The organism is Aestuariimicrobium kwangyangense DSM 21549 (assembly GCF_000421525.1).
GTDB lineage: Bacteria > Actinomycetota > Actinomycetes > Propionibacteriales > Propionibacteriaceae > Aestuariimicrobium > Aestuariimicrobium kwangyangense.
On sequence record NZ_ATXE01000001.1, the window covers coordinates 900,230 to 922,453 of the forward strand.

Here is a 22,224-nt window from a genome sequence, read left to right on the forward strand (position 1 = left end):
GAGGGAAACGCACATGACCCACATCCCACCCACCCCTGAGTCCACGGCCCAAGCCAACGCTGACACGAGCAGTGGATCCGGCGCACCCGGCCACTCGCCGACCATCCGGGTGCGCAAGCGTGACGGCGACCTCGCCCCCTACGACGGTGCCGAGATCGCCCGCTCCATCGAGCAGGCCTCGGTGGGGCTCGACCAGTCCGTCACCCGCACCGTTCAACTGCTGAGCGAACTCGACATCGTCATCTTCGACCAGATGACCTCCGAGCAACTGGACGAGGCGGTCATCCAGGTGGCCCTGCAGAACGTCAAGGACGACCCCGCCTTCGACACCATCGCCTGCAGGCTGCTGGTCAAGCAGATCCACAAGACAGTCTTCGGTGACACCTGGGACCTGTTCGGCGACGCCCAGCCCGAGACCATTCGGGCGCTGCACCGGGAACGGTTTCCCGACCATGTGCACGACCTGGTGGGGTCAGGACTGGGCGACCCACGACTGGTCGAACTGTTCGACCTCGAGGTGCTGGCCGCCGCGCTCGATCCCCGGCGTGACGACCTTCTGGACCACGTCGGTGTGCAGACCATGCGCACCCGCTACCTGCTGACCGGGGCCGACGGTCGTCCGGTGGAGACCCCCCAGTTCTTCTGGATGAGGGTCTCGATGGGCTTGGCCCTGAACGAGGCAGACCCGACGACGGTCGCGCTCGACTTCTACGCCCGCATGAGTCGACTGGAGTACCTCTCGGCCGGGTCGACCCTGGTCAACGCCGGAACCGCCCACCCGCAGCTGTCGAACTGCTTCGTCATGCAACTCGAGGACGAGATCGAGCACATCGGCACGAGCCTGCGCGACGTGATGTGGATCACCAAGGGCACGGGGGGCATCGGCCTGTCGGTGACCAAGCTGCGCGCCGAGGGGTCGCCGATCCGCTCGAACAACACGGCCTCGACCGGGCCCATCCCGTTCATGCACACCATCGACTCGACCCTTCGGGCCGTCAGCCGCGGTGGCAAGAAGTTCGGTGCCCTGTGCTTCTACCTCGAGAACTGGCACCTCGACTTCGACCAGTTCCTCGACCTGCGCCAGAACTCCGGCGATCCCTACCGACGCACCCGCACCGCCAACACCGCAGTCTGGATCTCGGACGAGTTCATGAAGCGCGTGCACTCCGACCAGGACTGGTACCTGTTCGATCCCCTGGACGTTCCCGAACTGGTCGAGCTGACCGGTGCCGCCTTCTCGACCCGGTACCGGGAACTGGTCGACGAAGCCGAGGCGGGACGGATCGTCCGGTGGCGCAAGGTGCGTGCGCGCGAGCAGTTCCGGGCCATGCTCGTCTCGCTGCAGACGACCTCGCACCCGTGGCTGACGTGGAAGGACACGATCAACACCCGGGCGTTGAACGACAACACCGGCACCATCCACCTGTCGAACCTGTGCACCGAGATCTGCCTGCCTCAGGATCGCGACAACATCGCCGTCTGCAACCTCGCCTCGGTCAACCTGGCAGCCCACCTCGTCGACGGGACGATCGACTGGCCCCTGCTGGCGGCGTCGACCCGCTCGGCCGTGCGCCAACTCGACAACCTGATCGACATCACCCTCTCGGCAGTTCCCGAGTCGGAGGCGTCGAACCGGGCCAACCGGGCCATCGGTCTGGGCATGCTCGGGTTCACCGACGTGCTGGAACGGCTCGGACTGGCCTATGACAGCGCCGAGGCCGGCGACCTCGTCGACCAGATCAGCGAGTTCATCAGTTGGCACGCCATCGACGCCTCGGCGGAGTTGGCTCGGGAGCGAGGCAGCTACCCCAACTTCGCAGGATCGGGGTGGTCGCGCGGCCTGGTGCCGATCGACACCCTCGACCGGCTGGACTCCGACCGAGGGCAGCCGGTCGAGGTGGACCGGACGGTGCGCCTCGACTGGGAGTTCCTGCGCGACAAGGTCGCAGCCGGGATGCGCCATGCCACAGTGATGGCCGTCGCTCCCACCGCCTCGATCGGTCTGGTGGCGGGAACGACCCCTGGACTGGACCCGCGCTTCAGTCAGTTGTTCAGTCGGGCCACCGCCTCGGGCAAGTTCCTCGAGGTGAACCGCAACCTGGTCACCGCCCTGAAGGAGCGCGGGCTGTGGGAGCAGGTGCGCGGACAGCTGCTGCGACACCAGGGTGACCTGCAGCCGATCGACGGTGTGCCCGACGAGATCAAGCAGGTCTACCGCACCAGCTTCCAGCTCGACCCGGCAGCCTTCGTCCGTGTCGCCGCCCGGGCCCAGAAGTGGATCGACCAGGCGATCAGTCGCAACATCTACCTGGCCAGCCGCGACATCGGGGCCATGGTCGACCTCTACAGCCTGGCGTGGCGGATGGGGGTGAAGACCACCTACTACCTGCACATGATGCCCCGGCACACGGCCGAGCAGTCGACGGTTCGGGTGAACAAGGCCGAGCAGGTGCGTGCCCCGGGGAACCGCCGGGCGGGATTCGGCCGGGCCGGTTCGGGGCTGGGCGCGGGCCCGGTTCGTCCGGTGCTGGTCGCCGTCGAGCTCTCGAACGAGCCGGACGAGCCCGAGGTGGTGCCCGAGGCCTGCCCCACCGATCCGATGGAGCGGCTCCAGTGCGACAGCTGCCAGTGAGTTCCCAGGCCGTCACCCACCCCACCGAAGCGAACGGAAGCACCATGGACGAGACCTCTCCCGTCGACCCCCCGACCAGCAGCGCCCAGACCAGCAGCGCCCAGACCAGCAGCGCCCAGACCAGCAGCGCCCAGACCAGCAGTGCCCCGACCAGCAGTCTCCCGAGCGCGAGGACCGGAACTGTGGCCGTGCCCCACACCTCCCCGCGTCCCGGGATCCTGGGCACCGGTATCCAGGAAGGGCTGCTGCTCAAACCGCTCACCCATCCCTGGGCGATGGACCTCTACCAGCAGGCCGTGGCCAACACCTGGTTCCCCCACGAGGTGCAACTGGGGGAGGACCTCGCCGACTTCGGACGCATGTCCGCCGGCGAGCGTCACGCGGTCAGCCACCTGATGAGCTACTTCAACCCCAACGAGTTGCTGGTCAACAAGGCGCTGGCGTTCGGGGTCTACCCCTACCTCAACGCGGCCGAGTGCCACCTGTACCTGGCCAAGCAGATGTGGGAGGAGGCCAACCACTGCATGGCCTTCGAGTACGTGCTCGAGACCTTCCCGATCGATCGGGACGAGGCGTACTCGGCGCACGTCACCGTGCCGTCCATGGTCGCGAAGGAGGAGTTCGAGGTGCGCTACATCCGGCGCATGACCGAGCAGACCCTCGATATCAGCACGGTGGCCGGCAAACAGGACTTCATCCGAAACCTGGTCGCCTACAACGTCATCCTCGAGGGCATCTGGTTCTACTCCGGGTTCATGGTGGCGCTGTCGTTCCGCCAGCGGAACCTGTTGCGCAACTTCGGGTCGCTGATCGACTGGATCGTGCGTGACGAGAGCCTCCACCTGAAGTTCGGCATCAACCTCGTGCTGACGGTGTTGGACGAGAATCCCGAGATCGCCACCGAGGAGTTCTCCGACGAGATCCGCCAGATGGTGATCGATGCGGTCGCGATGGAGGAGGCCTACAACCACGACCTGCTGCCGACGGGAGTCAGCGGACTGAACGCCGACTACGTGAACCAGTACGTGCGCCACCTGGCCGATCGTCGCCTCGAGGAGCTGGGTTTCGAGCCCCATTTCGGCGACGCGAACCCGGCCAAGTGGATGGCAACGGCCAACGACACCCTGCAACTGGTCAACTTCTTCGAATCGATCAACACCTCCTACGAGGTGGATGCCAGGGCAGACAGCTGATCGGGCGTCCACGGGCGCAAGCCGGAGCAGGTTGCGCCCGTGGACCGGGGTCACCCGGGTGGGAGGGCGATGGCAGGTAGCCTTGCGGCGTGACCGAGCCCAGCGACCTGTCGAAGCTCCCCCCGCCAGCCGTGGCCGCGGTGGAGGAGAAGGTCGGTGCCGTAACGGGCGGGGCCGGTGCCGAGCAGGAGTGGTGGCAGGCGGAGGGAATGCCGTGGAAGCAGCAGCCCACCCGCGCCGACAAGTGGTGCATGGGCTGGATCGTGTTCATGGGATTGTTCGGGCTCGCCCAGCTGCCCCTGCGTGGGTGGCTGTTGGGGCTGGACCCGCCGCTGCTGTTGGCGCTGACCGGGTCGCGGACCGGTGCGGCCGCCACCGGGGCACTGGCCTCCCAGCACCTGGCCCCCGGCTGGTGGCCGATCGCCGGGGTGCTCGGGTCGCTGATGAGCATCAAGTTCGACTGGGTGTTCTGGTGGGCCGGCAAGCTCTGGGGTCGCGGCATGATCGACATCTGGGCCGGTCGCAGCCAGCGCGCCGCCCGCCACTACGCGCGGGCGGAACGCTGGGCCGGGAAGCTCGGCTGGCTCGGCATGTTCGTGGCCTACGTGCCCATCCCGTTGCCGTTGATGCAGGTCATCTTCGTGCTGTTCGGGGCCTCGGGCATGAGCTGGAGGAAGTTCATGCTGCTCGACTTCCTCGCCTCGACCCTGTGGCTGGGTGTCTACTTCGGATTCGGCTGGATGGTCGGCGAGCCCGCGGTCGCGCTGCTCAAGACCTACGCCAAGTACGCCAACTGGGTCGCGATCGCCCTGGTGGTCTTCGTCGTGTTCACCACCTTCCGCAACGGTGCCAAGCAGAAGCTCTGAGCAGGCAGGAGCCCGGGATCAGTGCCTCACTTGGCCTCGCGGCGAAGGTTGCGCACCACCCCGATCACGATCGGGACGACCACCCACAGCACCACGGCGGTGGTCAGCTTCCACCAGCCCAGGTGCACCGGCTGGTCGGAGTAGAGCACCAGGGCGGCGCGGTTGAGGTCGATCCAGTTCATCACCGACTGGGCGTTGCTCCCCAGCAGTCCGACCGCACCCAGCAGGTTCGGCAACGCCATGTAGGTGACGATCGCCGCGGGAGTGTTCATCAGCAGCAACCCGAACCCGGCGGCCATCGCGTTCGACAGCACGAACGTGGCGGCGAGCCCGAGCAGGGTGGTGGCATCGTTCGTCCAGTCGACGGTCTGCTGGGTCAGGGCTGCTCCGGCAGCCGAGCTGACCACCGACAGCCCTTGGGTGAGCAACCAGCCCACCACGGTGATCGCGAGGGCGACAGCCCCCTTGGCCGCGAGGATTCGTCCGCGGCGTGGCTCGATGGCGAAGGTGGTCAGCGTGGTGCGCTGCCCCCATTCCTGGGTGAAGAGCAGGATCACCATCACCGGCACCAGCAGGTTGATCGGCAGGGCGATGAACGAGGACGGCGTCGACCAGACGGTGTTGCCCATCACGTCGGAGAACTGACGGTAGAAGATGGCCAGTGCGACTGCGACGGCGAGGGCACCGAGCAGCGCGATCCCCAGCAGGAACATCCCCGCCCGGGTGTCGAGGAACTTGCGCAGTTCCACCGGCACGAGGCGGCCGAACCCGATCCGGTCGGCGACGGCAACGGGGGCCAGGGTGCGGATGGAGTGGGAGGCCTGCTGGGTCGACGCCTGGAACGACGGGGCCGGCGCAGTGGGCTCCGACGGCTGGCCCGGCAACGAGGGCGCGGAGGACGAGGAGGGCTGGGTGGTGGTCATGCTGCGTACCCTTCGCGGGAGGTGGACATGGTGCGTTCGAGGAACATCTGCTCGAGGTCCTGGCCCTCGCTGAGCAGTTCCTGGATGGAGCCGTCGGCGACGATTCGGCCGAGGCCGATCATCACGATCCGGTCGGCCACCTGCTGCACCTCGTGCAACAGGTGGGAGCTGAGCAGTACCGTGCCGCCCCGGTCGGCGAACCCGCGCAGCAGTCCCCGCATCCAGTGGATGCCGTGGGGGTCAAGTCCATTGGCCGGTTCGTCGAGGATCAGCACCTCGGGATTGCCGAGCAGTGCGTGCCCGATGCCCAGTCGCTGGCGCATGCCGAGCGAGTACTGCCCCACGCGCATCTTCGCCTCCTTGGTGGTGAGGCCCACCAGGTCGAGCACGTCGTCGACCCGGTGCTTGTCGATGCCCATGGCGAGCGCCCCGAGGGCCAGCACCTCACGCCCGGTCCGTCCGGCGTGCTGGGCGGACGCGTCGAGCAGGATGCCGACGTGGGCGGCCGGATTGCTGATGGCCGCGTAGGGCCGTCCCAGCACGGTCACCTCGCCTGCGGTCGGACGGGTGAGCCCCACGGCGCACCTCATCAGGGTCGACTTGCCCGCCCCGTTCGGGCCGAGGAACCCGGTGACGAGGCCGGGCTGGGCGATGAACGAGACATTGTCGAGCGCTGTGACGGTGCCATAGCGTTTCGTGAGGTTCGTGACGGTGATCATGGGCACCACTGTGCTCAGGCCGAGTGGTCGGTGACCACGGGCGAAGGGCTGGTTGCGAGCCGACCTCCGGCCGCGGTGCATCGTCCAACTGCGAGGGCAGCATCGACCAAAGTCGTCGAGGCGTCGACCTGGGCGGCGCCGACCCGGGCGCCGACGCCCCTAGGCTGGCGAGCATGTCGTCCCTCACCGCTCCACCCCCTCCCCGATTGCGCGGGTGGGACCTGGTGTGGCGCTACGGGATCTGCATCGCCATGTACGTGGTGACCCTCGTGGTCACCGTCACCGTCCGCGGGGACTCGCCCGAGTTCCACCTGCCCTGGTGGCTCTTCGCCGTCAACGCCGTGCTCGGCCTGGTGGCCCTGGGCATCATCAGGTTCCGCCACCGACACCCGGTCGCGATCGCCGTCGTCCTGGTCGTGATGAGTGTCGCGGGCAGCACGCTGACTACCGTGACGGCCTGGGCCCTGGTCCACCTGGCCATGAGGCGACGGTGGCGCGAGATCGTCCCGATCACCGCACTCGGACTGCTGATGGGCGTGGTCGCCGTCTCCCTGCAGGTGGACGTCTTCCGGACCGTCGACCCGGTGGGCATCCCGCGGTGGCTCGTCTATGCGCAGGCGCTGATGTGGGTGGTGCTGGGCATGGCCGTTGAGGTCTCCATCGGTGTCTACCTGGGCGCGCGCAGAGCCCTGATCCAGTCGCTGCGCGATCGTGCCGAGCATGCCGAGCGCAACCAGGAACTGCGCGTGCTGCAGGGGCAGGCGGCCGAGCGCAACCGCATCGCCCGCGAGATGCACGACGTGCTGGCCCATCGCATCTCCCTGGTCAGCATGCACGCCGGGGTGTTGGCCTACCGCACCGATCTGAGCGCCGACCAGACCCGTGAGATCGCGACGCTGATCCAGGAGAACGCGCACCAGTCCCTCGCGGAGTTGAGGGCCGTGCTCGGCTCGCTGCGCGAGGACAGGGTCGGTGACACCCAGGCCACCTCCGGGGCCCCGTCGGGCGACACCATCGAGAAGCCGCAGCCGACCCTGGCCGACATCCCCGACCTCGTCGATGACGCCCGGGCCGCCGGGGAGAGGATCGACGTCGTGAGTGAGGTGGAGCACCCCGAACTGCTGCCGACGCTCGTGGGCCGCCACGCGTACCGGGTGGTGCAGGAGGCGCTCACCAACGCCCGCAAGCATGCGCCCCACGCGCGGGTGACCCTCAGTCTGAGCGGTCGCCCCGGTGAAGGGCTGCTGATCCGTTGCGCCAATCCGCTGGTGCTGACCGACTCCGGGGTGCCCGGCGCCGGGGTGGGACTGCTGGGGTTGGCGGAGCGGGCGCAGGTGACCGGCGGACGGATCTCGTACCGCGAGACCGACGACCGACGATTCGAGCTGGAGGTGTGGTTGCCATGGTGAACGAAGCGACGATCCGGGTGCTGCTGGTCGACGACGACCCATTGGTGCGTGCAGGTCTGCGGCTGATCCTGGGTGGCAGTCCCGACATCGAGGTGGTGGCCGAGGGCGCCGACGGCTCCGAGGCCGGGCCGCTGGTGGCCCAACACCGTCCCGACGTCGTGCTGATGGACATCCGGATGCCGCGCCTCGACGGACTGGTCGCCACCGAGCAGCTGCTCGCTCGTCCCGACGCCCCCAAGGTCGTCATCCTGACCACCTTCGACGCCGACTCGATGGTGCTTCGGGCCCTGGCGGTCGGGGCGTCCGGGTTCCTGCTCAAGGACACACCACCGGCACGCATGGTCGAGGCGATCAGGCAGGTCGCGGCGGGGGAGCACAGCCTCTCGCCGACCGTCACCGCCCAGGTGATCGCGGCAGCCACCCACGGTCAGGTGTCGTCCCGCAAGGACGAGGCCCAGGCCTCCCTGTCGCTGTTGACCGAGCGGGAGCACGAGGTCGCGCTGGCGATCGGACAGGGGATGACAAACGCCGAGATCGCGCGCAGCCAGTACATGTCGATCGCCACCGTCAAGGCGCACGTCACCAAGATCCTCGAGAAACTGGGCGCCAGCAACCGGGTGCAGGTGGCGATCCGGGTGCACGACGCCGGCCTCTCCTGAGGCGGCTGTCCTCGACCCCTGAACCGCAGACTCTCGCCTCCGGGGCCAAACTCTCGCCCCAGAACGCGAGAGTTCGTCCCGGAGGTGAGAGTGTGCGGGGCGGGCGGGGCTCAGCCGACCGCGGCCATCGACTCCTCCCCGCGCCCCTCCTGCTCGGCGGCGACGTGGCAGGCGACCTCCACCCCCGGCACGAGTTCGAGCAGCGGTGGGGTGGTCGTCCGGCACACCGGCAGCGCCAGGGGACAGCGGTCGGCGAAGCGACAACCGGGGCCGGGATCGATGACCTTGGGAGGTTCACCCTTGGCCATCTCGGCGGTGACGGTGAGTTCGGCGCGCGGGTCGGGCACCGCCGCCACCAGCAGCTGGGTGTACGGATGACGAGGGGTGCCGAGCACCTCGTCCACCGGCCCTGACTCCACGATCCGGCCGGCATACATCACCATCATCCGGTCGGCGACGTAGCGTGCGCTGGCGATGTCATGGGTGATGTAGAGCAGCGAGACGCCCTGCTCGTCCCTCAACGCGGCCATCACGTTCAGCAGCCCGATCCGGATGGAGATGTCGAGCATCGAGACGGGCTCGTCGGCCAGGATCACCTGGGGACGGTAGGCGAGGGCCTGGGCGAAACCGATCCGCTGGCGTTGGCCGCCCGACAGCTCGTGCGGGTAGCGACGCAGGATCTGTGCCGCCGGTGACAGTCCGACGGCGGTCAGCACCCGGGCCGCTTCCTCCTCCCTCTGGGAGGCCGGGATGTCGGGCCGGTGCAGGCTCATGCCACGCAGGATCGCGTGTGAGACGGGGTAGGCGGGGTTGAGGGAGCTGAACGGGTCCTGGAAGACCATCGGCACCGCCGCCCGGTAGCGGAGCACGTCGGCGCGTGAGCGCAGCCGTGACAGGGGCTCGCCGTCGAAGAAGATCTCCCCACTGGTGGGCGGGTGCACCCGGGCCAGAAGCCGGGCGATGGTGCTCTTGCCGCTGCCGCTCTCGCCGACCAGGGCGAGGATCTCGGAGCGTCCGATGCCGAAGGTCGCGTCGTCGACGGCGTGCAGGTGTCGGCGTCGGCGAAGCCCTCCGCCGACCCGGAAGGTGCGGGTGAGGGCGCGTCCCTCCAGCAGCCACCGGGGTTCCGTGGCGGCCGGGGGTTCCGTGCGGGTCTGGGTCGAGAGCTGTGCCTCAGGTTCGGTCAACGTCGTCACCCTCTCTGCTGGTCGTGGGTGTGGTCGCGTGGGACGAGTACGCCGGGTCGTGCAGCAGGCAGCGCGAGAGCACACCGTCCACGTCGTACAGCGGGGGGCGCGTGGTCGCGCACTCCGCGAAGGAGACCGGACAACGTGGCTCGAACCTGCACCCTGGCGGCAGGGCCGACAGGCTGGGCGGGGTTCCCGGGATGCCGACCAGGGCCTTGCGCTCCCCACGGATGGAGGGGAAGGCGTCGAGCAGTCCTTGGCTGTACGGGTGGGCCGGGTGGTCGAAGACCTGCCTCGTCGACCCGAACTCCACCACCTCGCCGGCGTACATCACCATCAGCCGGTCGGAGAAGTGGCTGACCAGCGACATGTCGTGGGTGACGAACAGCACCGCGAAGCCCAGTTGCTGCTGCAGTTCCTTGATCTGCAGCATCAGTGACCGCTGCGCCACGACGTCAAGGGCCGAGGTGGGTTCGTCCATGATCACCAACTCGGGGGTGAACAGCAGGGCCATGGCGATCATGGCTCGTTGGCGCATGCCGCCGGAGAGTTGGTGGGGGTAACTGGCCAGGTGGGCACGGTCGATGCCGACCAGTTCCAGCACCTGCTCCGATCGCTCCCGGATGGCCGCCTTGTCGCGTACCCCGTGGGCCTGCATGGTGTCGGCGAACTGTGCGCTGAGTCGGGCGACCGGGTTGAGGGCGTTCATGGCGCTCTGCATGACCACCGACAGGTTGCGCCACCGCGTCGGGGCCAGGGCCCGAGCCGACATGGTCACCATGTCCTGGCCACGGAACACCACGGACCCCCCGGTGGTGCGGGCCGGTGCCCGCAACAGTTGGGCGATCGCGAAGAGCAGGGTCGACTTGCCACACCCGGACTCGCCCACGATGCCGAGGAACTCGCCGGGGGCCACGGCCAGGTTGACGTGGTCGACCGCGGTCACCGGGCCGTTGGGGGTGTCGTAGGCCACCGACAGGTCGGTGACCTCAAGCAGGGTGCTCATGCGCGTCCTCTCCGACGCCGTACCGGTCGCAGGGCGGGGTTGCTGATCTCGTCGAAGGCATAGTTGAGCAGGGCGAACGAGGCGCCCAGCAGGGCGATGCACAGTCCTGGTGCGATCACCCACCACTGCTGGCCCGTCTGCAGGGCCTCGTTGCTCTGCGCCCAGTGCAGCATGGTGCCCCAGCTGACCGACGAGGAGTTGCCCAGCCCGATGAACTGCAGACCTGCCGCGGTCAGGAGGGCGTAGAGGGCGGCGCCGAGGAAGTTGGCCGCGATCAGCGAGACCATCGTGGGCAGCATCTCGAAGATGATGATGTAGGACGACCGTTCACCCCGTACCCGGGCCGACTCGAGGAAGTCACGGTTGCGCAGCGACATCGCCTGCGCCCTCAACTGGCGAGCCCCGTACGACCAGCCCGTGAGCACCAGCACGCCGATCACGACAGCCATGTTGCCCCCGCCGGCGTAGGCGGCGATGACGATGATGAGGGGGAACGCGGGGATGACCAGGAACACGTCGGTCAGCAGCGAGAGCAGGTCGTCCGCCCAGCCACCGAGATAGGCGGCGGAGACGCCCACGATCACCGACAGCACGCTGGCGAGGGCGCCGGCCACGACGGCGACGAACAGTGACAACCGCGTGCCGTAGACCAACTGCGACCAGATGTCCTGGCCGAAGGCGGTCGTCCCGAGCGGGTGCCCCGGACCGGGCGGAAGCATCAGTTCGAAGCGTTGGTTCGGGTTGTGGATGGTCGTGAAGACCTGCGGCACCACCGCGGCCACGACGAAGACCAGCAACAGGACGGCCCCGACCAGGGCCTTCGGGTTGCCGAGGATGGCCCGCACGATGCCGGAGCCGGTCCGGGCACGGGTGGGCAGGGCCGGGTCGACCGGCGTTGCCACACTGACACTGCTCACGTGTTCCTCCTCAGCTCGCGGTCCGGACGCGGGGGTCGAGCCACGCGGTGAGGAAGTCGCTGATCAGCACCGCCACCAGCACGGTCACCGTGATCAGCACGAAGAGCGCCTGCATCAGCGGGTAGTCCTGGTTGTTGACGGCGCTGAGCAGCATGTACCCCACTCCCGGGTAGTTGAAGGTGTACTCGACCAGGATGGAACCGCTGACGACGAACCCCAGCGACATCGCGAACCCCGACAGGTTGGGCAGCACGGCGTTGCGCGCGGCGTAGTGGATCATGATCTTCCGGTCGGGTATCCCCTTGGCCCGGGCCATGGTGATGTAGTCCTCGGCCAGGGTGGTGACGACGTTGTTGCGCATGGTGAGGATCCAGCCGCCGATCGAGATCAGCAGGATGCTGACCGAGGGCAGGACCGCGTGTTTGAGCACGTCGACGATGAAGGCTCCGTTCCAGCCCGCGTCGAGGATGGGGTCGTAGCCGCCGTCATTGGGCAGTGCACCGTTGGTGCCCAACGAGAAGACCAGGATCAGGATCAACCCCACCCAGAAGTAGGGCAGTGCCGAGGTGATCACGAACACCGGCGGCAGGATGCTGTCGACGATACCGTTGCGTCGCCAGCCACCGATGGTGCCGATCAGCGTGCCGACGACGAAGGCGATCACCGTGGTCAGTCCCACCAGGCCCAGCGTCCACGGCAGGGCTTGGAGCACCACCTTCCCGACCTGGGTCGGGAAGAAGGTCAGCGAGATCCCGAAGTGGCCGGTCAGGGTGTTGCCCAGGTATTCCACGTACTGCACCAGGAGGGGCTTCTGGGTGTCCAGGCCGAAGGCGACCTCCAACGCCTTCAACGCCTCGGGGTTCACTCGTCCCTTGTAACGGGCCATCATGGCCTCGGCTGGATTGCCGGGCATCAGCCGGGGGACGAAGAAGTTCACCGTCAGGGCCACCCAGAGGGTGACCACGAAGAACCCCAGTCTCCGAAGGATGAATCTCATCGGACCCTCCTGGTGCAGTGCGCATCAGACATGTCGTGCGAACTCCCTCACGCCTTGGGCTTCAGCTTCAACAACACCTGCTCGACATCGGGGACCGCATACGGCGCGGGCAGCGCGTAGGGGTCCTCGGCCGTCGGCCAGCCGGTGAAGTCCTTGGTGTTGTACTGGAACCAGCTCACGCTCTCCAGCACCGGGATGACGGGAACCTGGGAGAGCATGACCTCCTGCAGTTGGTTCACGATCTCGTGCTGGCGCTTGTCGTCGGCTCCCGGGTACTCGTTGAAGAGCGCGTCGGTCGCCTTGTCGGAGTATCGCGAGTAGTTGGTCGACGCGTTCTCGCCCAGTGGTGCGGTGTTGCCGCTGTAGAGGTTCTGGCGCAGCTCGTAGTACGGGGCGGGGCCACCGGTCTGCGACCCGTAGGCCAGCTGGAAGTCACCCTTGTACAACTTGGTGTTGTAGGTCTGACCAGCGATGTTCTGCACGTCGAGGGCAATCCCCATGGGCTCGAGCTGCGACTTGATCTCCTGCAGTTCGGCCTCCCAGTCGGTGTAGCCGGCCACGCTGATGATGCTCAGCTTGAGCGGCTTGTCGGTGGAGTAGCCGGCCTTGGCCAGCAGTCCCTTGACCTTCTCGGAGTCCTGCTTGTAGCCGTACTTGTCGGCCGCGGCCTGGTCGAACCAGTCCTTGTGGGTGGGCAGCACGATGCCGGCCTGGTTGGACGAGGGCAGCTGCCCGCCGACACCGATCTTCGAGACCTGGTCCTTGTCGATGGCGTAGGCCAAGGCCTGCCGGACGGCCAGGTCGGTCGTCGGACCCTTCTTCAGGTTGAGGAAGATCTGCACGTTGGCGACCGGCGGGTACCAGTAGTGGTTGTTGGCCTTGTCCTTGTCGACGTAGTAGCGGTCGACGCTGGGGATGTACTGGCCGCCCCACTGTGCCTTGCCGGTGGCCAGGTCGAGGTTGGCCGGGCTGTTGTCGGTGTAGGACGGGTAGTTGATCGTCTTGACCGCAGGCTTGCCCTGCTGCCAGAACTTCTCGTTCGCCTGGTAGCGGATGTTCTGGGGCTTGCAGTCCGACACGGTGTAGGGGCCGCTGCCGATCGGCTTGGCGTCCGCGAACTGCACCGGGTCCTTGGCGGGCTCACCGGTGCTCCACACGTGCTTGGGCACGATCGGGGTCTGGTCGGCGATGTAGTAGAAGTACGGCTTCGAGGGTGTCGAGAACTTCATCGTCACCTTGTTGCCGCTGGCCTCCACCGAGGTCAGGCCCGACGACCAGAGGGCGTTCAGGTCGAGGCCCTTGTTGGCCTTCAGCAGGTTGAACGTGAACGCGACGTCGTCGGCGGTCAATGCCTGGCCGTCGCTCCACTTCACCCCGTCGCGGATGGTGAAGGTGAGGGTCTTGCTGTCAGCACTCCACTCCGAGGACTCCGCCACCATGGGCGTCTCCTTGGAGTTCTGCAAGGGGTTGACGTAGACCAGCGGCTCGTAGACGAAGCCGATGCTCAGCCCGCTGACGGAGGGGTTGAAGGGGTTGAACCCGCAGGTCCAGGTCGTTCCGCCGACGTTGGCGATGGTCAGGGAGGTCGACGAACCGCTCTTCTTCGTGTTGTTCGACCCACCACCCCCACTGGCGCAACTTGCGATCAGGCTGAGGATCGCGATCACCGCGATGACCAGCGTTGTGCGCTTCATCATCTGTTCCTCTCGTTGTTCGAGTGCGCCCGGCCGGCGACCTGGTCGTTCACCCGAAGATCTCTTCCTGCATCTGCCGCACGGCCGCGTCAACGGCGCCGTGTCGGACGGCGTCCGCTCGTCCGGTGGCCGGGGTGACCTCGGGACGGTTGTCGACCAACCCGTGCAGCGAGGTGGTCACCAGTCCGGCGAGTCGGTCCCCACCGGCGACGCCGATGTCGCCGGCGAGCACGACCAGTTGGGGGTCGAGCAGCGACACGGGGATCACCAGCGTCTGCGCGATGCGCGCGGCCAGTTCTGTGAGGAACCTCGCCGCTGCCGTGGACGCGTCGGTCCCGTCGTCCTCAGCGGTCGTCGCCGCGCGGACGGCGGCGCTGGCCTCGGTCGCGGCCACGCCGCTCGCGGAGGCCAGTGCCAGCACCCCCACGGAGTCGACGAGGCGACCGAGGATGACGCCGTCGGGCCCGATCGGTGCGGCATCGATCTCACCGGCCGCGCCGCGGGCGCCGCGGTGCACGCGTCCCCCCACGATGATTGCGGCGGCCACGCCTTGGTCCATCCAGAGCAACAGGACGTCGTCGCGGCCCCGCGCGCAGCCGTGCATGAACTCGTCGACCACGACCAGGTTGACGTCGTTCTCGACCGTCACCGGGATGCCGAGCGCCTCGCTCAACCGGGCCGGAACGTCGAACCCGAGCCACTGGGGCATGTGTTCGGCGTGGGCCAGCAGTCCAGTGGCGGGATCGATCGAACCCGAGATGCCGACCACCGCGCAGCTGAGCTCGGAGACCTGGAGGTCGAGGGTGGCGGCGCCCTCGAGCACCGCCCGGCGAAGGTCGGCGATCGGGTCGTCCGTGGTTCCCGTCAGCGTGGTCTCGAACACCGTGGCGCCGGTCAGGTCGACGATGGCGAGGTCGATCGAGGTGGTGGTGACGTCGACGCCGACGGCGTGGCCCCGGTTCTCGTTCACCCGCCACAGGCGGGCATTGGGTCCCGGGCCGCCGTGCTCCTGGTGGCCGTCGGGACGAACCAGCTGTGCCTGCTCCAGCCGACGCAGCAGCTCAGCTGCCGCGGGCCGGGAGACGCCGATCTCGTCGGCGAGTTCGGTTCGTGACATGGGGCCGCGCAGGGCCAAGGCCTGCAGGGACGCTCGGTCGTTCATGGCCCTCAGGGCGCGGGGACCACCGATGCGCATGCCGTCCCCTCTCGCCCCAGAGCTGGCCGCCGTCGTCGGCGATCAATCATCTGGAAAGTTTCCAGATGGCTAGAGCATTCGCCCCGAGGGGGGCATCGTCAAGGGTTCCGAGTGAGATTGTTCACGCAGGCTGCACGAGATCTTTCTCACCCCCGTCCGAAGACCGCCACCAGGAAGGTGGACTCCTCCTCGAAGGGCTTGAGGTCCCAGGTGCTCAACCCCAGTTGCAGGCGGAGACCTGCCTCGTGTGCGTCGCGGATGAAGTCAGCGAACTCGTATCCCCTGCCCTGGCCGAAGCCGATGACTGCTCGTCCGCCGGGTGCGAGGTGCCGGGCGAACGCGCGCAACACGCCCACCCGGGTCGAGGCCGCCAGAAAGGTCATCACGTTGCCGGCGCACACGATCGCGTCGAATCCCTCGTTGATGCCGACGGCGGGGAGGTCGAGCAGGGCCAGGTCGGAGACCACCCAGGTCGCCTCGGGGTTCACCCGTCGCGCCTCGTTGATGAGCACGGGGTCGACGTCGACCCCCACCACCCGGTGGCCACGTCGCTGCAGTTCGCCACCCACGCGACCCGGACCGCAGCCCGCGTCGAGGATGTGCGCGTTGCGCTGAACCATCGCGTCGATCATGCGGGTCTCGCCGTGCAGGTCGGCGCCGTTGGAGGCCATCGTCTTGAAGCGCTGGATGTAGCGGTGGCTGTGGTCGGGATCGGCGGATGTGATCCGCACCCACTGGCTCGGTTCGGGGCTTCCCGGCTCGGGCTGGGCCTGGCTGGGCCGGCGCTCGGTCGGCTGTATCGATGTCGGCTGCGTCGATGTTGGCTGGTTGGGGGGATTCTGTTCGGCTGCCACCCGGTGATTCTTGCAGGGCTCGCTCCGGGGCAACGCCCAGGGGTGGACTTGGCTCGACCGGGTGACCCGATCCAGCAGCCCGTTCCCGCTGTGACCGGTATGGGGTGCCGGAAGGCCATCGGCAAGCCAGTTCGGAGCGGAATGCGTCGGAGACTGTCGGTACGGACCTTCCGTGGCGGCTGCGGCGGTCGGGTCGCGGCCACTGGCCGCGGTGGGCCACAATGGTGCGAGCCCGCGCCGGGTCACCGGTGGGGCAGCGCCTCCTTAGCTCAGCGGCCAGAGCACCTGTCTTGTAAACAGGGGGTCGCGGGTTCGACTCCCGCAGGGGGCTCTCGTCGTGGGTGGGCGCCGATGCGGTTGCCCTCGTCCGGTGCGGTTGCCCCATTTGCGCACCGGTTGCCCTCGTCCCGTGCGGTTGCCCCTGTTGCGCACCGCTTGCCCCATTTGCGCACCAGTTGCCCTCGTCCGGCGCAGTTGCCCTGTACTACTCCGAGGGCAAGTGATCCTTGGGAGGGCAGCTGGCGCGGAACGCGGGCAAACGGTCCGGGACGAGGGCAAACGGCATTGGAAGAAGCGCAGACGCGGTCTCAGAGGAGCACGCCGCACACTGCCAGGGAAGAATACGGCGGGTCACCCTTGCACTCGTCCCAGGTTGGAGCCTCGGTTCGGCCGGGGGTTGAGGCGTCCAGCACTCGGGGGGAGTGGGGCGATGAGTTGAAGGGTGACCCGCACTTCGAACGCTACAGTCGAAGCGGTTCGCATGGGGGGCGGGCCCCTCAATTTCTCCAAGACATTTACTGAGAAAAGCCCAGCATCACGGGCTGCCCCGGGCCACGGGCCACCCGGGCCTCAGACCCCAGCGGCAGCCAGGAATGCCGAACAGTTCCCGTCGACCTGCACCTGTTCACCGGCCGGGACGAAGACCGCCTTGCCCTGCACCAGTTCGATGGTCTCGCCCACGGTGGCCACGGCGGCGTGCCCCGCCACCACCAGCAGGATGCGGGCGCTCCCGAGAGCGGGAAGCATCACCGAGTGGTCGGCATGGGTGTCCAACTGCCAGAGGGCGAACTCGGGTGCCGGGGTGCGGAAGCGCAGCAGCCCGTCGGACTCTGGCTCGGCCCGGAGCACCTCGACAGGTCCGGCGGTGAAGTCGACCACCTGGACAAGGGCATCGACGTCGATGCGCTTGCTGGTGAGGCCGCCACGCAACACGTTGTCGGAGTTCGCCATGATCTCCACCCCGGTGCCCCTGAGGTAGGCGTGCATGTTGCCGGCCGGCAGGAAGATCGCCTCGCCCGGTTGCAGCTGGATCCGGTTCATCAGCAGCGCCGCGAGGATCCCGGGTGAGGAGGGGTGGAAGGCGTCCAGCTCGACGGCGGTACGCGCGAACTGCCCAACCTCGCCCTCGTCGCCGACGTGATTGACGGCGGCGGCGACCACCTCATTCACCAGATGCACCCGACCGTCGTCGAGGCTGAGTACGTCGAGGAAGGTCTCCGCGAGGCCGGCGTCGCCGGAGCGTTGGGTGAGCGGACCGATCACCTGCTCGAGACCCGGGATGGGGCCGATCCGGTCGAACAGGTCTGCGGTCTCGCGCGGGTCGCGGAAGCCGCAGAGCGCCTCCATCTCGGTGAGCGCCACGATCATCTCGGGCTTGGGCCAGTCATCGGCATAGGTGCGCTGGTGCGAACCCAGGGGAATGCCGGCCTCGTTCTCGGCCGCGAAGCCCGCTTCGGCCTGCTCGCGAGAGGGGTGCGCCTGCAGGCTGAGCGGTTGCTCGGCGGCCAGGATCTTCAGCAGATAGGGGAGCCGGTCACCGAAGTGATCCCGACTGCTGGCGCCCAGGGCCTCAGGGTGGTCGGCAAGCCAGGAGTCGAGGGTGCCGTCACCCTCGACCACGGCCGGTCCGGCCAGGTGCGCGCCGAGCCAGTACTCGGCCTGGGGTTCCCCGGTCGGCTCGGTGTGCAGCAGCGTGGGGATCGAGTCGGTCGACCCCCAGGCGTAGTCCTTGACCACACCGGTGATGAGCTTCATCGGCCCACCGTCCCGGTGCCCACGCCGGCGCGCCACTGGTCGAGCAGTGCGGCCACGTCGAGCGAGGACTGCCAGGGCACCGCGGACGATTCCGCCTTGCCTGCTCGCAGGCATCGATGCACCTCCTGCACCTGCCAGAGGAAGCCGGCGTCCTGGGTGACGAACTTCTGTGGCTCCCCACCCTCGGGTGTGAAGGTCATCTCGAGGGGGGCGAGGAAGTTCTCCAGCACCAACTGGCCCTTCGTCCCGAAGACGCTCAGCCGCTGGTCGCCCCGTGCATCGATGGAGCTGACCAAGGTGCCGAAGGTGGTGCCACCGGGCTTGTCCCACGTCAGGTGGGCCACCGAGGTGGCGTCCACCCCCGTCCGCGGGTGTTCGGTGCCCTCAGCGGTGATGCCGGTGGGGGCGCCCAGCAGGACGTGGGCTGCGTGCATGGGGTAGACGCCCAGGTCGAGGATCGCCCCACCGGCGAGCTCGGGGTCGAGCAGGCGGTGGCTGTCGTCCCCGTCGAAACGGAAGGCGAAGGTGCACCACATGAACCGGGGATCGCCCAGCGCGCCGTCGGCGATCAATTGCCGCGCCTGCATCACCAACGGGTTGCAGCGGGTCCACATCGCCTCCATGCAGAAGACCCCCTGCTCCGCGGCGGTCTCGATGATGGAGCGTGACGAGTGAAGGCTCTCCGACAGCGGCTTCTCGACCAGCACGTGCTTGCCCGCGCGCATCGCCAACTCGGCCTGCTCGCCGTGCAGGTTGTGTGGCGAGGCCACGTAGACCACGTCGAGGTCGTCCCGGGCCACCAGTTCGGCGTAGGAACCGTGGGAGTGCGGGATGCCCCAGCGTCCCGCGAAGTCTGCAGCCCGTTCGGCAGAACGGGAACCCACGGCCACCAGCTCGGCCTCGTCCGGCAGGGAGGTGACTGCCTTGGCGAACTTCTCGGCGATGTGCCCCGGGGCGATGATCCCCCAGCGGACCTTCTCGCCGGTCACGGGCGTGATCGGACCGGGCGCGGGGGCCACGGGTGGGGCCGCGAGGGAAACGTTCGCTGGGGTGTCGCTCATGGGCCCATCCAAGCACGGGGCGGCGGTCACCGGCGCCCGGATCGTCCGGTTGTGGGACGGCTGCGCGCGGCCGGCTGGTGCTCCGCCCGCCCCCGCGATGGCTGGATCAAGAGGGTGCACGTGGTGCTAATGACAGTCATGTGATTCCGACCTAGAATGACGTCCATGTCAGCCGCCGCACCCGAGCCCCGCACCGCACTCGACGCCTCCGCCCTGAGCGAGCGAGACACCGCGATCCTGGACTTCGAGGACTCGTGGTGGGCTGCACCCCGCGGCAAGGACGCCGAGGTCATGGAGCGATTCGGGATCACCTCGACCGTCTACCACCAGATCCTCAACCGACTGCTGGACGACCCGGCCGCGCTGGCCCACAAGCCGCTGCTGGTCAAGCGCCTGCGTCGTCTGCGCGCCGCCCGCCGTGACCACCGTTCGGCCGGGCGCCTGAAGTCCGTGCGCTGAGCCCCACCAGTCGGCGTACCCCGTCGGCGAGGGATATGCGCGGCCGCTCGACGTAGCCGCCCAGCGCGAGGTCGGCCGCCCGTTCGAAGGCGTTCGCCGAGGAGCGGTCACCAGTGCGTAGCCACGACCACCCCATGGCCGCGGTGTACAGGGGGAGGAAGGGTGCACCCAGGCACAGCGTCCACTGCCACGTGTGTGCCTCCTCGTGTTCCAGGGTGCCGGGCCATGCCGCCTCGGCGGCGGCCCAGGTCGGATGGGCGGTGATCACCACGCTGCCCACCGTGAAGGCGCCAGCCATGGGGAAACCGAGTCGGTACCCCTCTGCCAGGGTGAGCCCCCGCGGGCCGCGGACGATCCGGCTTCCCCCGGCCCGGGCGATCGCCAGTCCCAGCGGGGTGGAGAGGTTGGCCCAGTTGCCGACGTTGCGCACCCGTTCCATCGCCGAGGGGCGGGTGCGGGTGGAGGAGGTGGGGTTCACGACCTCCATGCTGCCAGCGCACCACCCGCGACGGTGCGGGTGCGCGTCCACAGGACGCGAGAATCCTTTGCACTCGCATGGGGAGAGTGCTAAAAATGAGTTGGCACTCGATGCGTCCGAGTGCCACCGACAGGTCTGGTGAGGTCCCCATGGGCCGTCCGTCGCGGGCACCATGCCTGACGCACACGTATCCGACGCTGGAGGACTTACCCCATGGCAAAGCTCATTGAGTTCAACATTGAGGCCCGCCGCGGTCTTGAGCGGGGCATGAACACCCTGGCTGACGCGGTCAAGGTCACCCTCGGCCCCAAGGGCCGCAACGTCGTCCTGGAGAAGAAGTGGGGCGCCCCCACGATCACCAACGACGGTGTGTCGATCGCCAAGGAGATCGAGCTCGAGGATCCCTACGAGAAGATCGGCGCCGAGCTGGTCAAGGAAGTTGCCAAGAAGACCGATGACGTCGCTGGCGACGGCACCACCACGGCGACCGTGCTGGCCCAGGCGCTCGTCCGCGAGGGTCTGCGCAACGTCACCGCCGGCGCGAACCCCATCGAGCTCAAGAAGGGCATCGAGACCGCTGTCAAGGCGATCACCGACGAGCTGCTCAAGCAGGCCAAGCCCATCGAGACCCGTGAGCAGATCGCTGCCACCGCCTCGATCTCGGCCGCTGACCCCGGTGTCGGGGATGTCATCGCCGAGGCGATGGACAAGGTCGGCAAGGAAGGCGTCATCACCGTCGAGGAGTCGAACACCTTCGGCATCGACCTCGAACTGACCGAGGGCATGCGCTTCGACAAGGGCTACATCTCGCCCTACTTCGTCACCGACGCCGAGCGCATGGAGGCCGAGCTCGACGACCCCTACGTGCTGATCGTCAACTCCAAGGTCTCGAGCCTGAAGGACCTGCTGCCCGTGCTCGAGAAGGTCATGCAGTCGGGCAAGCCGCTGCTGGTCATCGCCGAGGACGTGGACGGTGAGGCCCTGGCCGGTCTGATCGTGAACAAGATCCGAGGCACCTTCAAGTCGATCGCCGTCAAGGCTCCCGGCTTCGGGGATCGCCGCAAGGCCATGCTGACCGACATCGCCATCCTCACCGGCGCCCAAGTGATCTCGGAGGAGGTCGGCCTGTCGCTCGACGGTGTCACCCTCGAACTGCTGGGCAAGGCCCGCTCCGTGGTCGTCACCAAGGACGAGTGCACCATCGTCGACGGCGCCGGCGATGCCGACCAGCTCGCTGGCCGCGTCTCGCAGATCCGCAAGGAGATCGAGAACTCCGACTCCGACTACGACCGCGAGAAGCTGCAGGAGCGACTGGCCAAGCTGGCCGGTGGCGTGGCCGTGATCAAGGTCGGCGCTGCCACCGAGGTCGAGCTCAAGGAGCGCAAGCACCGCATCGAGGACGCCGTCCGCAATGCGAAGGCTGCCGTCGAGGAGGGGATCGTCGCCGGTGGTGGCGTGGCCCTGCTCCAGGCCGCCAAGGCCGCCAACGTCGACGGGCTCACCGGCGACGAGGCGACCGGTGCCCAGATCGTGTTCTCGGCCGCTGGCGCCCCGCTGCGCCAGATCGCTGTCAACGCAGGTCTTGAGGGTGGCGTCGTGGTCGAGAAGGTCGGCTCGCTCGAGGCCGGCCACGGTCTGAACGCTGCCACCGGCGAGTACGTCGACATGATCGCCTCCGGCATCATCGACCCCGCCAAGGTGACCCGTTCGGCACTGCAGAACGCCGCGTCGATCGCCGCGCTGTTCCTCACCACCGAAGCCGTGATCGCTGACAAGCCCGAGAAGGCTGCGCCCGTCCCGGGCGGCGGTGACGGTGGCATGGGCGGCATGGACTTCTGATCCAGCCGTCCCGGGGCTGAGCCCCACCCGTACGAACGCCGGTGGGCGACCCTCCTTGTGGGGGTCGCCCAGCGGTGTTTTTCTGCGCCTTCGGGCGAGGCT

Annotated in this window: 19 protein-coding genes and 1 tRNA gene; 8 read left to right on the forward strand and 12 right to left on the reverse strand. The window is 68.0% G+C overall.

Going from position 1 to position 22,224, the window contains the following annotated elements; translation table 11 throughout:
* Positions 1-13: 13 nt before the first annotated feature.
* The 3 genes from H507_RS0103925 to H507_RS14585 all read left to right on the forward strand — a co-directional run bounded on the left by H507_RS0103925 (position 14) and on the right by H507_RS14585 (position 4,691).
* Positions 14-2,632, forward strand: coding sequence for a ribonucleoside-diphosphate reductase subunit alpha (locus H507_RS0103925; RefSeq protein ID WP_022909422.1), 2,619 nt, complete (start codon positions 14-16; stop codon positions 2,630-2,632).
* A gap of 44 nt (positions 2,633-2,676) precedes the next feature.
* Positions 2,677-3,825, forward strand: a complete 1,149-nt coding sequence (locus H507_RS0103930; RefSeq protein WP_084707674.1) for a ribonucleotide-diphosphate reductase subunit beta — start codon at positions 2,677-2,679, stop codon at positions 3,823-3,825.
* An 89-nt stretch (positions 3,826-3,914) separates the two neighbouring features.
* Complete coding sequence (locus H507_RS14585; RefSeq protein WP_022909424.1) at positions 3,915-4,691, forward strand: DedA family protein; 777 nt, start codon at positions 3,915-3,917, stop codon at positions 4,689-4,691.
* Between the two features lie 26 nt (positions 4,692-4,717).
* On the opposite strand, the gene H507_RS0103940 is transcribed toward H507_RS14585, so the two are convergent.
* A complete protein-coding gene (locus tag H507_RS0103940; RefSeq protein WP_022909425.1) occupies positions 4,718-5,614 on the reverse strand; it encodes an ABC transporter permease in 897 nt (298 codons plus the stop codon).
* Positions 5,611-6,333, reverse strand: coding sequence for an ABC transporter ATP-binding protein (locus H507_RS0103945; protein ID WP_040437771.1), 723 nt, complete (start codon positions 6,331-6,333; stop codon positions 5,611-5,613). Before H507_RS0103945 ends, H507_RS0103940 begins: the two co-directional genes overlap by 4 nt.
* A 173-nt stretch (positions 6,334-6,506) precedes the next feature.
* Here H507_RS0103945 and H507_RS0103950 point away from each other — a divergent pair, with 173 nt between their 5' ends.
* Together H507_RS0103950 and H507_RS0103955 are read left to right on the forward strand one after the other, a co-directional pair.
* Positions 6,507-7,742: a sensor histidine kinase gene (locus H507_RS0103950; RefSeq protein WP_026377737.1), complete on the forward strand. Its 1,236-nt coding sequence runs from the start codon at positions 6,507-6,509 to the stop codon at positions 7,740-7,742.
* On the forward strand, positions 7,736-8,401 hold the full coding sequence (locus tag H507_RS0103955; RefSeq protein ID WP_022909428.1) for a response regulator: 666 nt from the start codon (positions 7,736-7,738) through the stop codon (positions 8,399-8,401). Before H507_RS0103950 ends, H507_RS0103955 begins: the two co-directional genes overlap by 7 nt.
* Positions 8,402-8,511: 110 nt before the next feature.
* Here H507_RS0103955 and H507_RS14590 read toward each other — a convergent pair whose 3' ends face one another.
* The 7 genes from H507_RS14590 to H507_RS0103990 all read right to left on the reverse strand — a co-directional run bounded on the left by H507_RS14590 (position 8,512) and on the right by H507_RS0103990 (position 16,128).
* Complete coding sequence (locus H507_RS14590) at positions 8,512-9,588, reverse strand: ABC transporter ATP-binding protein (RefSeq protein ID WP_245558813.1); 1,077 nt, start codon at positions 9,586-9,588, stop codon at positions 8,512-8,514.
* On the reverse strand, positions 9,575-10,594 hold the full coding sequence (locus tag H507_RS14595; protein ID WP_051139623.1) for an ABC transporter ATP-binding protein: 1,020 nt from the start codon (positions 10,592-10,594) through the stop codon (positions 9,575-9,577). Before H507_RS14595 ends, H507_RS14590 begins: the two co-directional genes overlap by 14 nt.
* The gene (locus H507_RS0103970) at positions 10,591-11,511 is read right to left on the reverse strand and encodes an ABC transporter permease (protein ID WP_026377739.1); all 921 of its coding nucleotides are present in this window, start codon (positions 11,509-11,511) and stop codon (positions 10,591-10,593) included. Before H507_RS0103970 ends, H507_RS14595 begins: the two co-directional genes overlap by 4 nt.
* Before the next feature lie 10 nt (positions 11,512-11,521).
* Positions 11,522-12,508: an ABC transporter permease gene (locus H507_RS0103975; protein ID WP_022909430.1), complete on the reverse strand. Its 987-nt coding sequence runs from the start codon at positions 12,506-12,508 to the stop codon at positions 11,522-11,524.
* Positions 12,509-12,555: 47 nt separating this feature from the next.
* Positions 12,556-14,202: an ABC transporter substrate-binding protein gene (locus H507_RS0103980; protein ID WP_026377740.1), complete on the reverse strand. Its 1,647-nt coding sequence runs from the start codon at positions 14,200-14,202 to the stop codon at positions 12,556-12,558.
* Positions 14,203-14,251: 49 nt separating this feature from the next.
* Entirely contained in the window at positions 14,252-15,397 is a 1,146-nt protein-coding gene (locus tag H507_RS0103985) for an ROK family transcriptional regulator (RefSeq protein ID WP_026377741.1), read from the reverse strand.
* A gap of 146 nt (positions 15,398-15,543) precedes the next feature.
* Complete coding sequence (locus tag H507_RS0103990; RefSeq protein ID WP_026377742.1) at positions 15,544-16,128, reverse strand: class I SAM-dependent methyltransferase; 585 nt, start codon at positions 16,126-16,128, stop codon at positions 15,544-15,546.
* A gap of 381 nt (positions 16,129-16,509) precedes the next feature.
* On the opposite strand from H507_RS0103990, the gene H507_RS0103995 reads away from it, so the two are divergent.
* Positions 16,510-16,582, forward strand: a tRNA-Thr gene (locus H507_RS0103995).
* Between the two features lie 518 nt (positions 16,583-17,100).
* Here H507_RS0103995 and manA read toward each other — a convergent pair.
* Entirely contained in the window at positions 17,101-18,285 is a 1,185-nt protein-coding gene (manA, locus tag H507_RS0104000; protein WP_026377743.1) for a mannose-6-phosphate isomerase, class I, read from the reverse strand.
* Entirely contained in the window at positions 18,282-19,346 is a 1,065-nt protein-coding gene (locus tag H507_RS0104005; RefSeq protein WP_022909434.1) for a Gfo/Idh/MocA family protein, read from the reverse strand. Before H507_RS0104005 ends, manA begins: the two co-directional genes overlap by 4 nt.
* 165 nt (positions 19,347-19,511) lie before the next feature.
* On the opposite strand from H507_RS0104005, the gene H507_RS0104010 reads away from it, so the two are divergent.
* Positions 19,512-19,805, forward strand: coding sequence for a DUF3263 domain-containing protein (locus tag H507_RS0104010; protein WP_022909435.1), 294 nt, complete (start codon positions 19,512-19,514; stop codon positions 19,803-19,805).
* Here the strand turns inward: H507_RS0104010 and H507_RS17610 are convergent.
* Positions 19,732-20,283: a hypothetical protein gene (locus H507_RS17610; RefSeq protein ID WP_211217287.1), complete on the reverse strand. Its 552-nt coding sequence runs from the start codon at positions 20,281-20,283 to the stop codon at positions 19,732-19,734. The genes H507_RS0104010 and H507_RS17610 overlap by 74 nt on opposite strands.
* Positions 20,284-20,496: 213 nt before the next feature.
* Here H507_RS17610 and groL point away from each other — a divergent pair, with 213 nt between their 5' ends.
* On the forward strand, positions 20,497-22,122 hold the full coding sequence (groL, locus tag H507_RS0104015; protein WP_022909436.1) for a chaperonin GroEL: 1,626 nt from the start codon (positions 20,497-20,499) through the stop codon (positions 22,120-22,122).
* Positions 22,123-22,224: the final 102 nt, after the last annotated feature.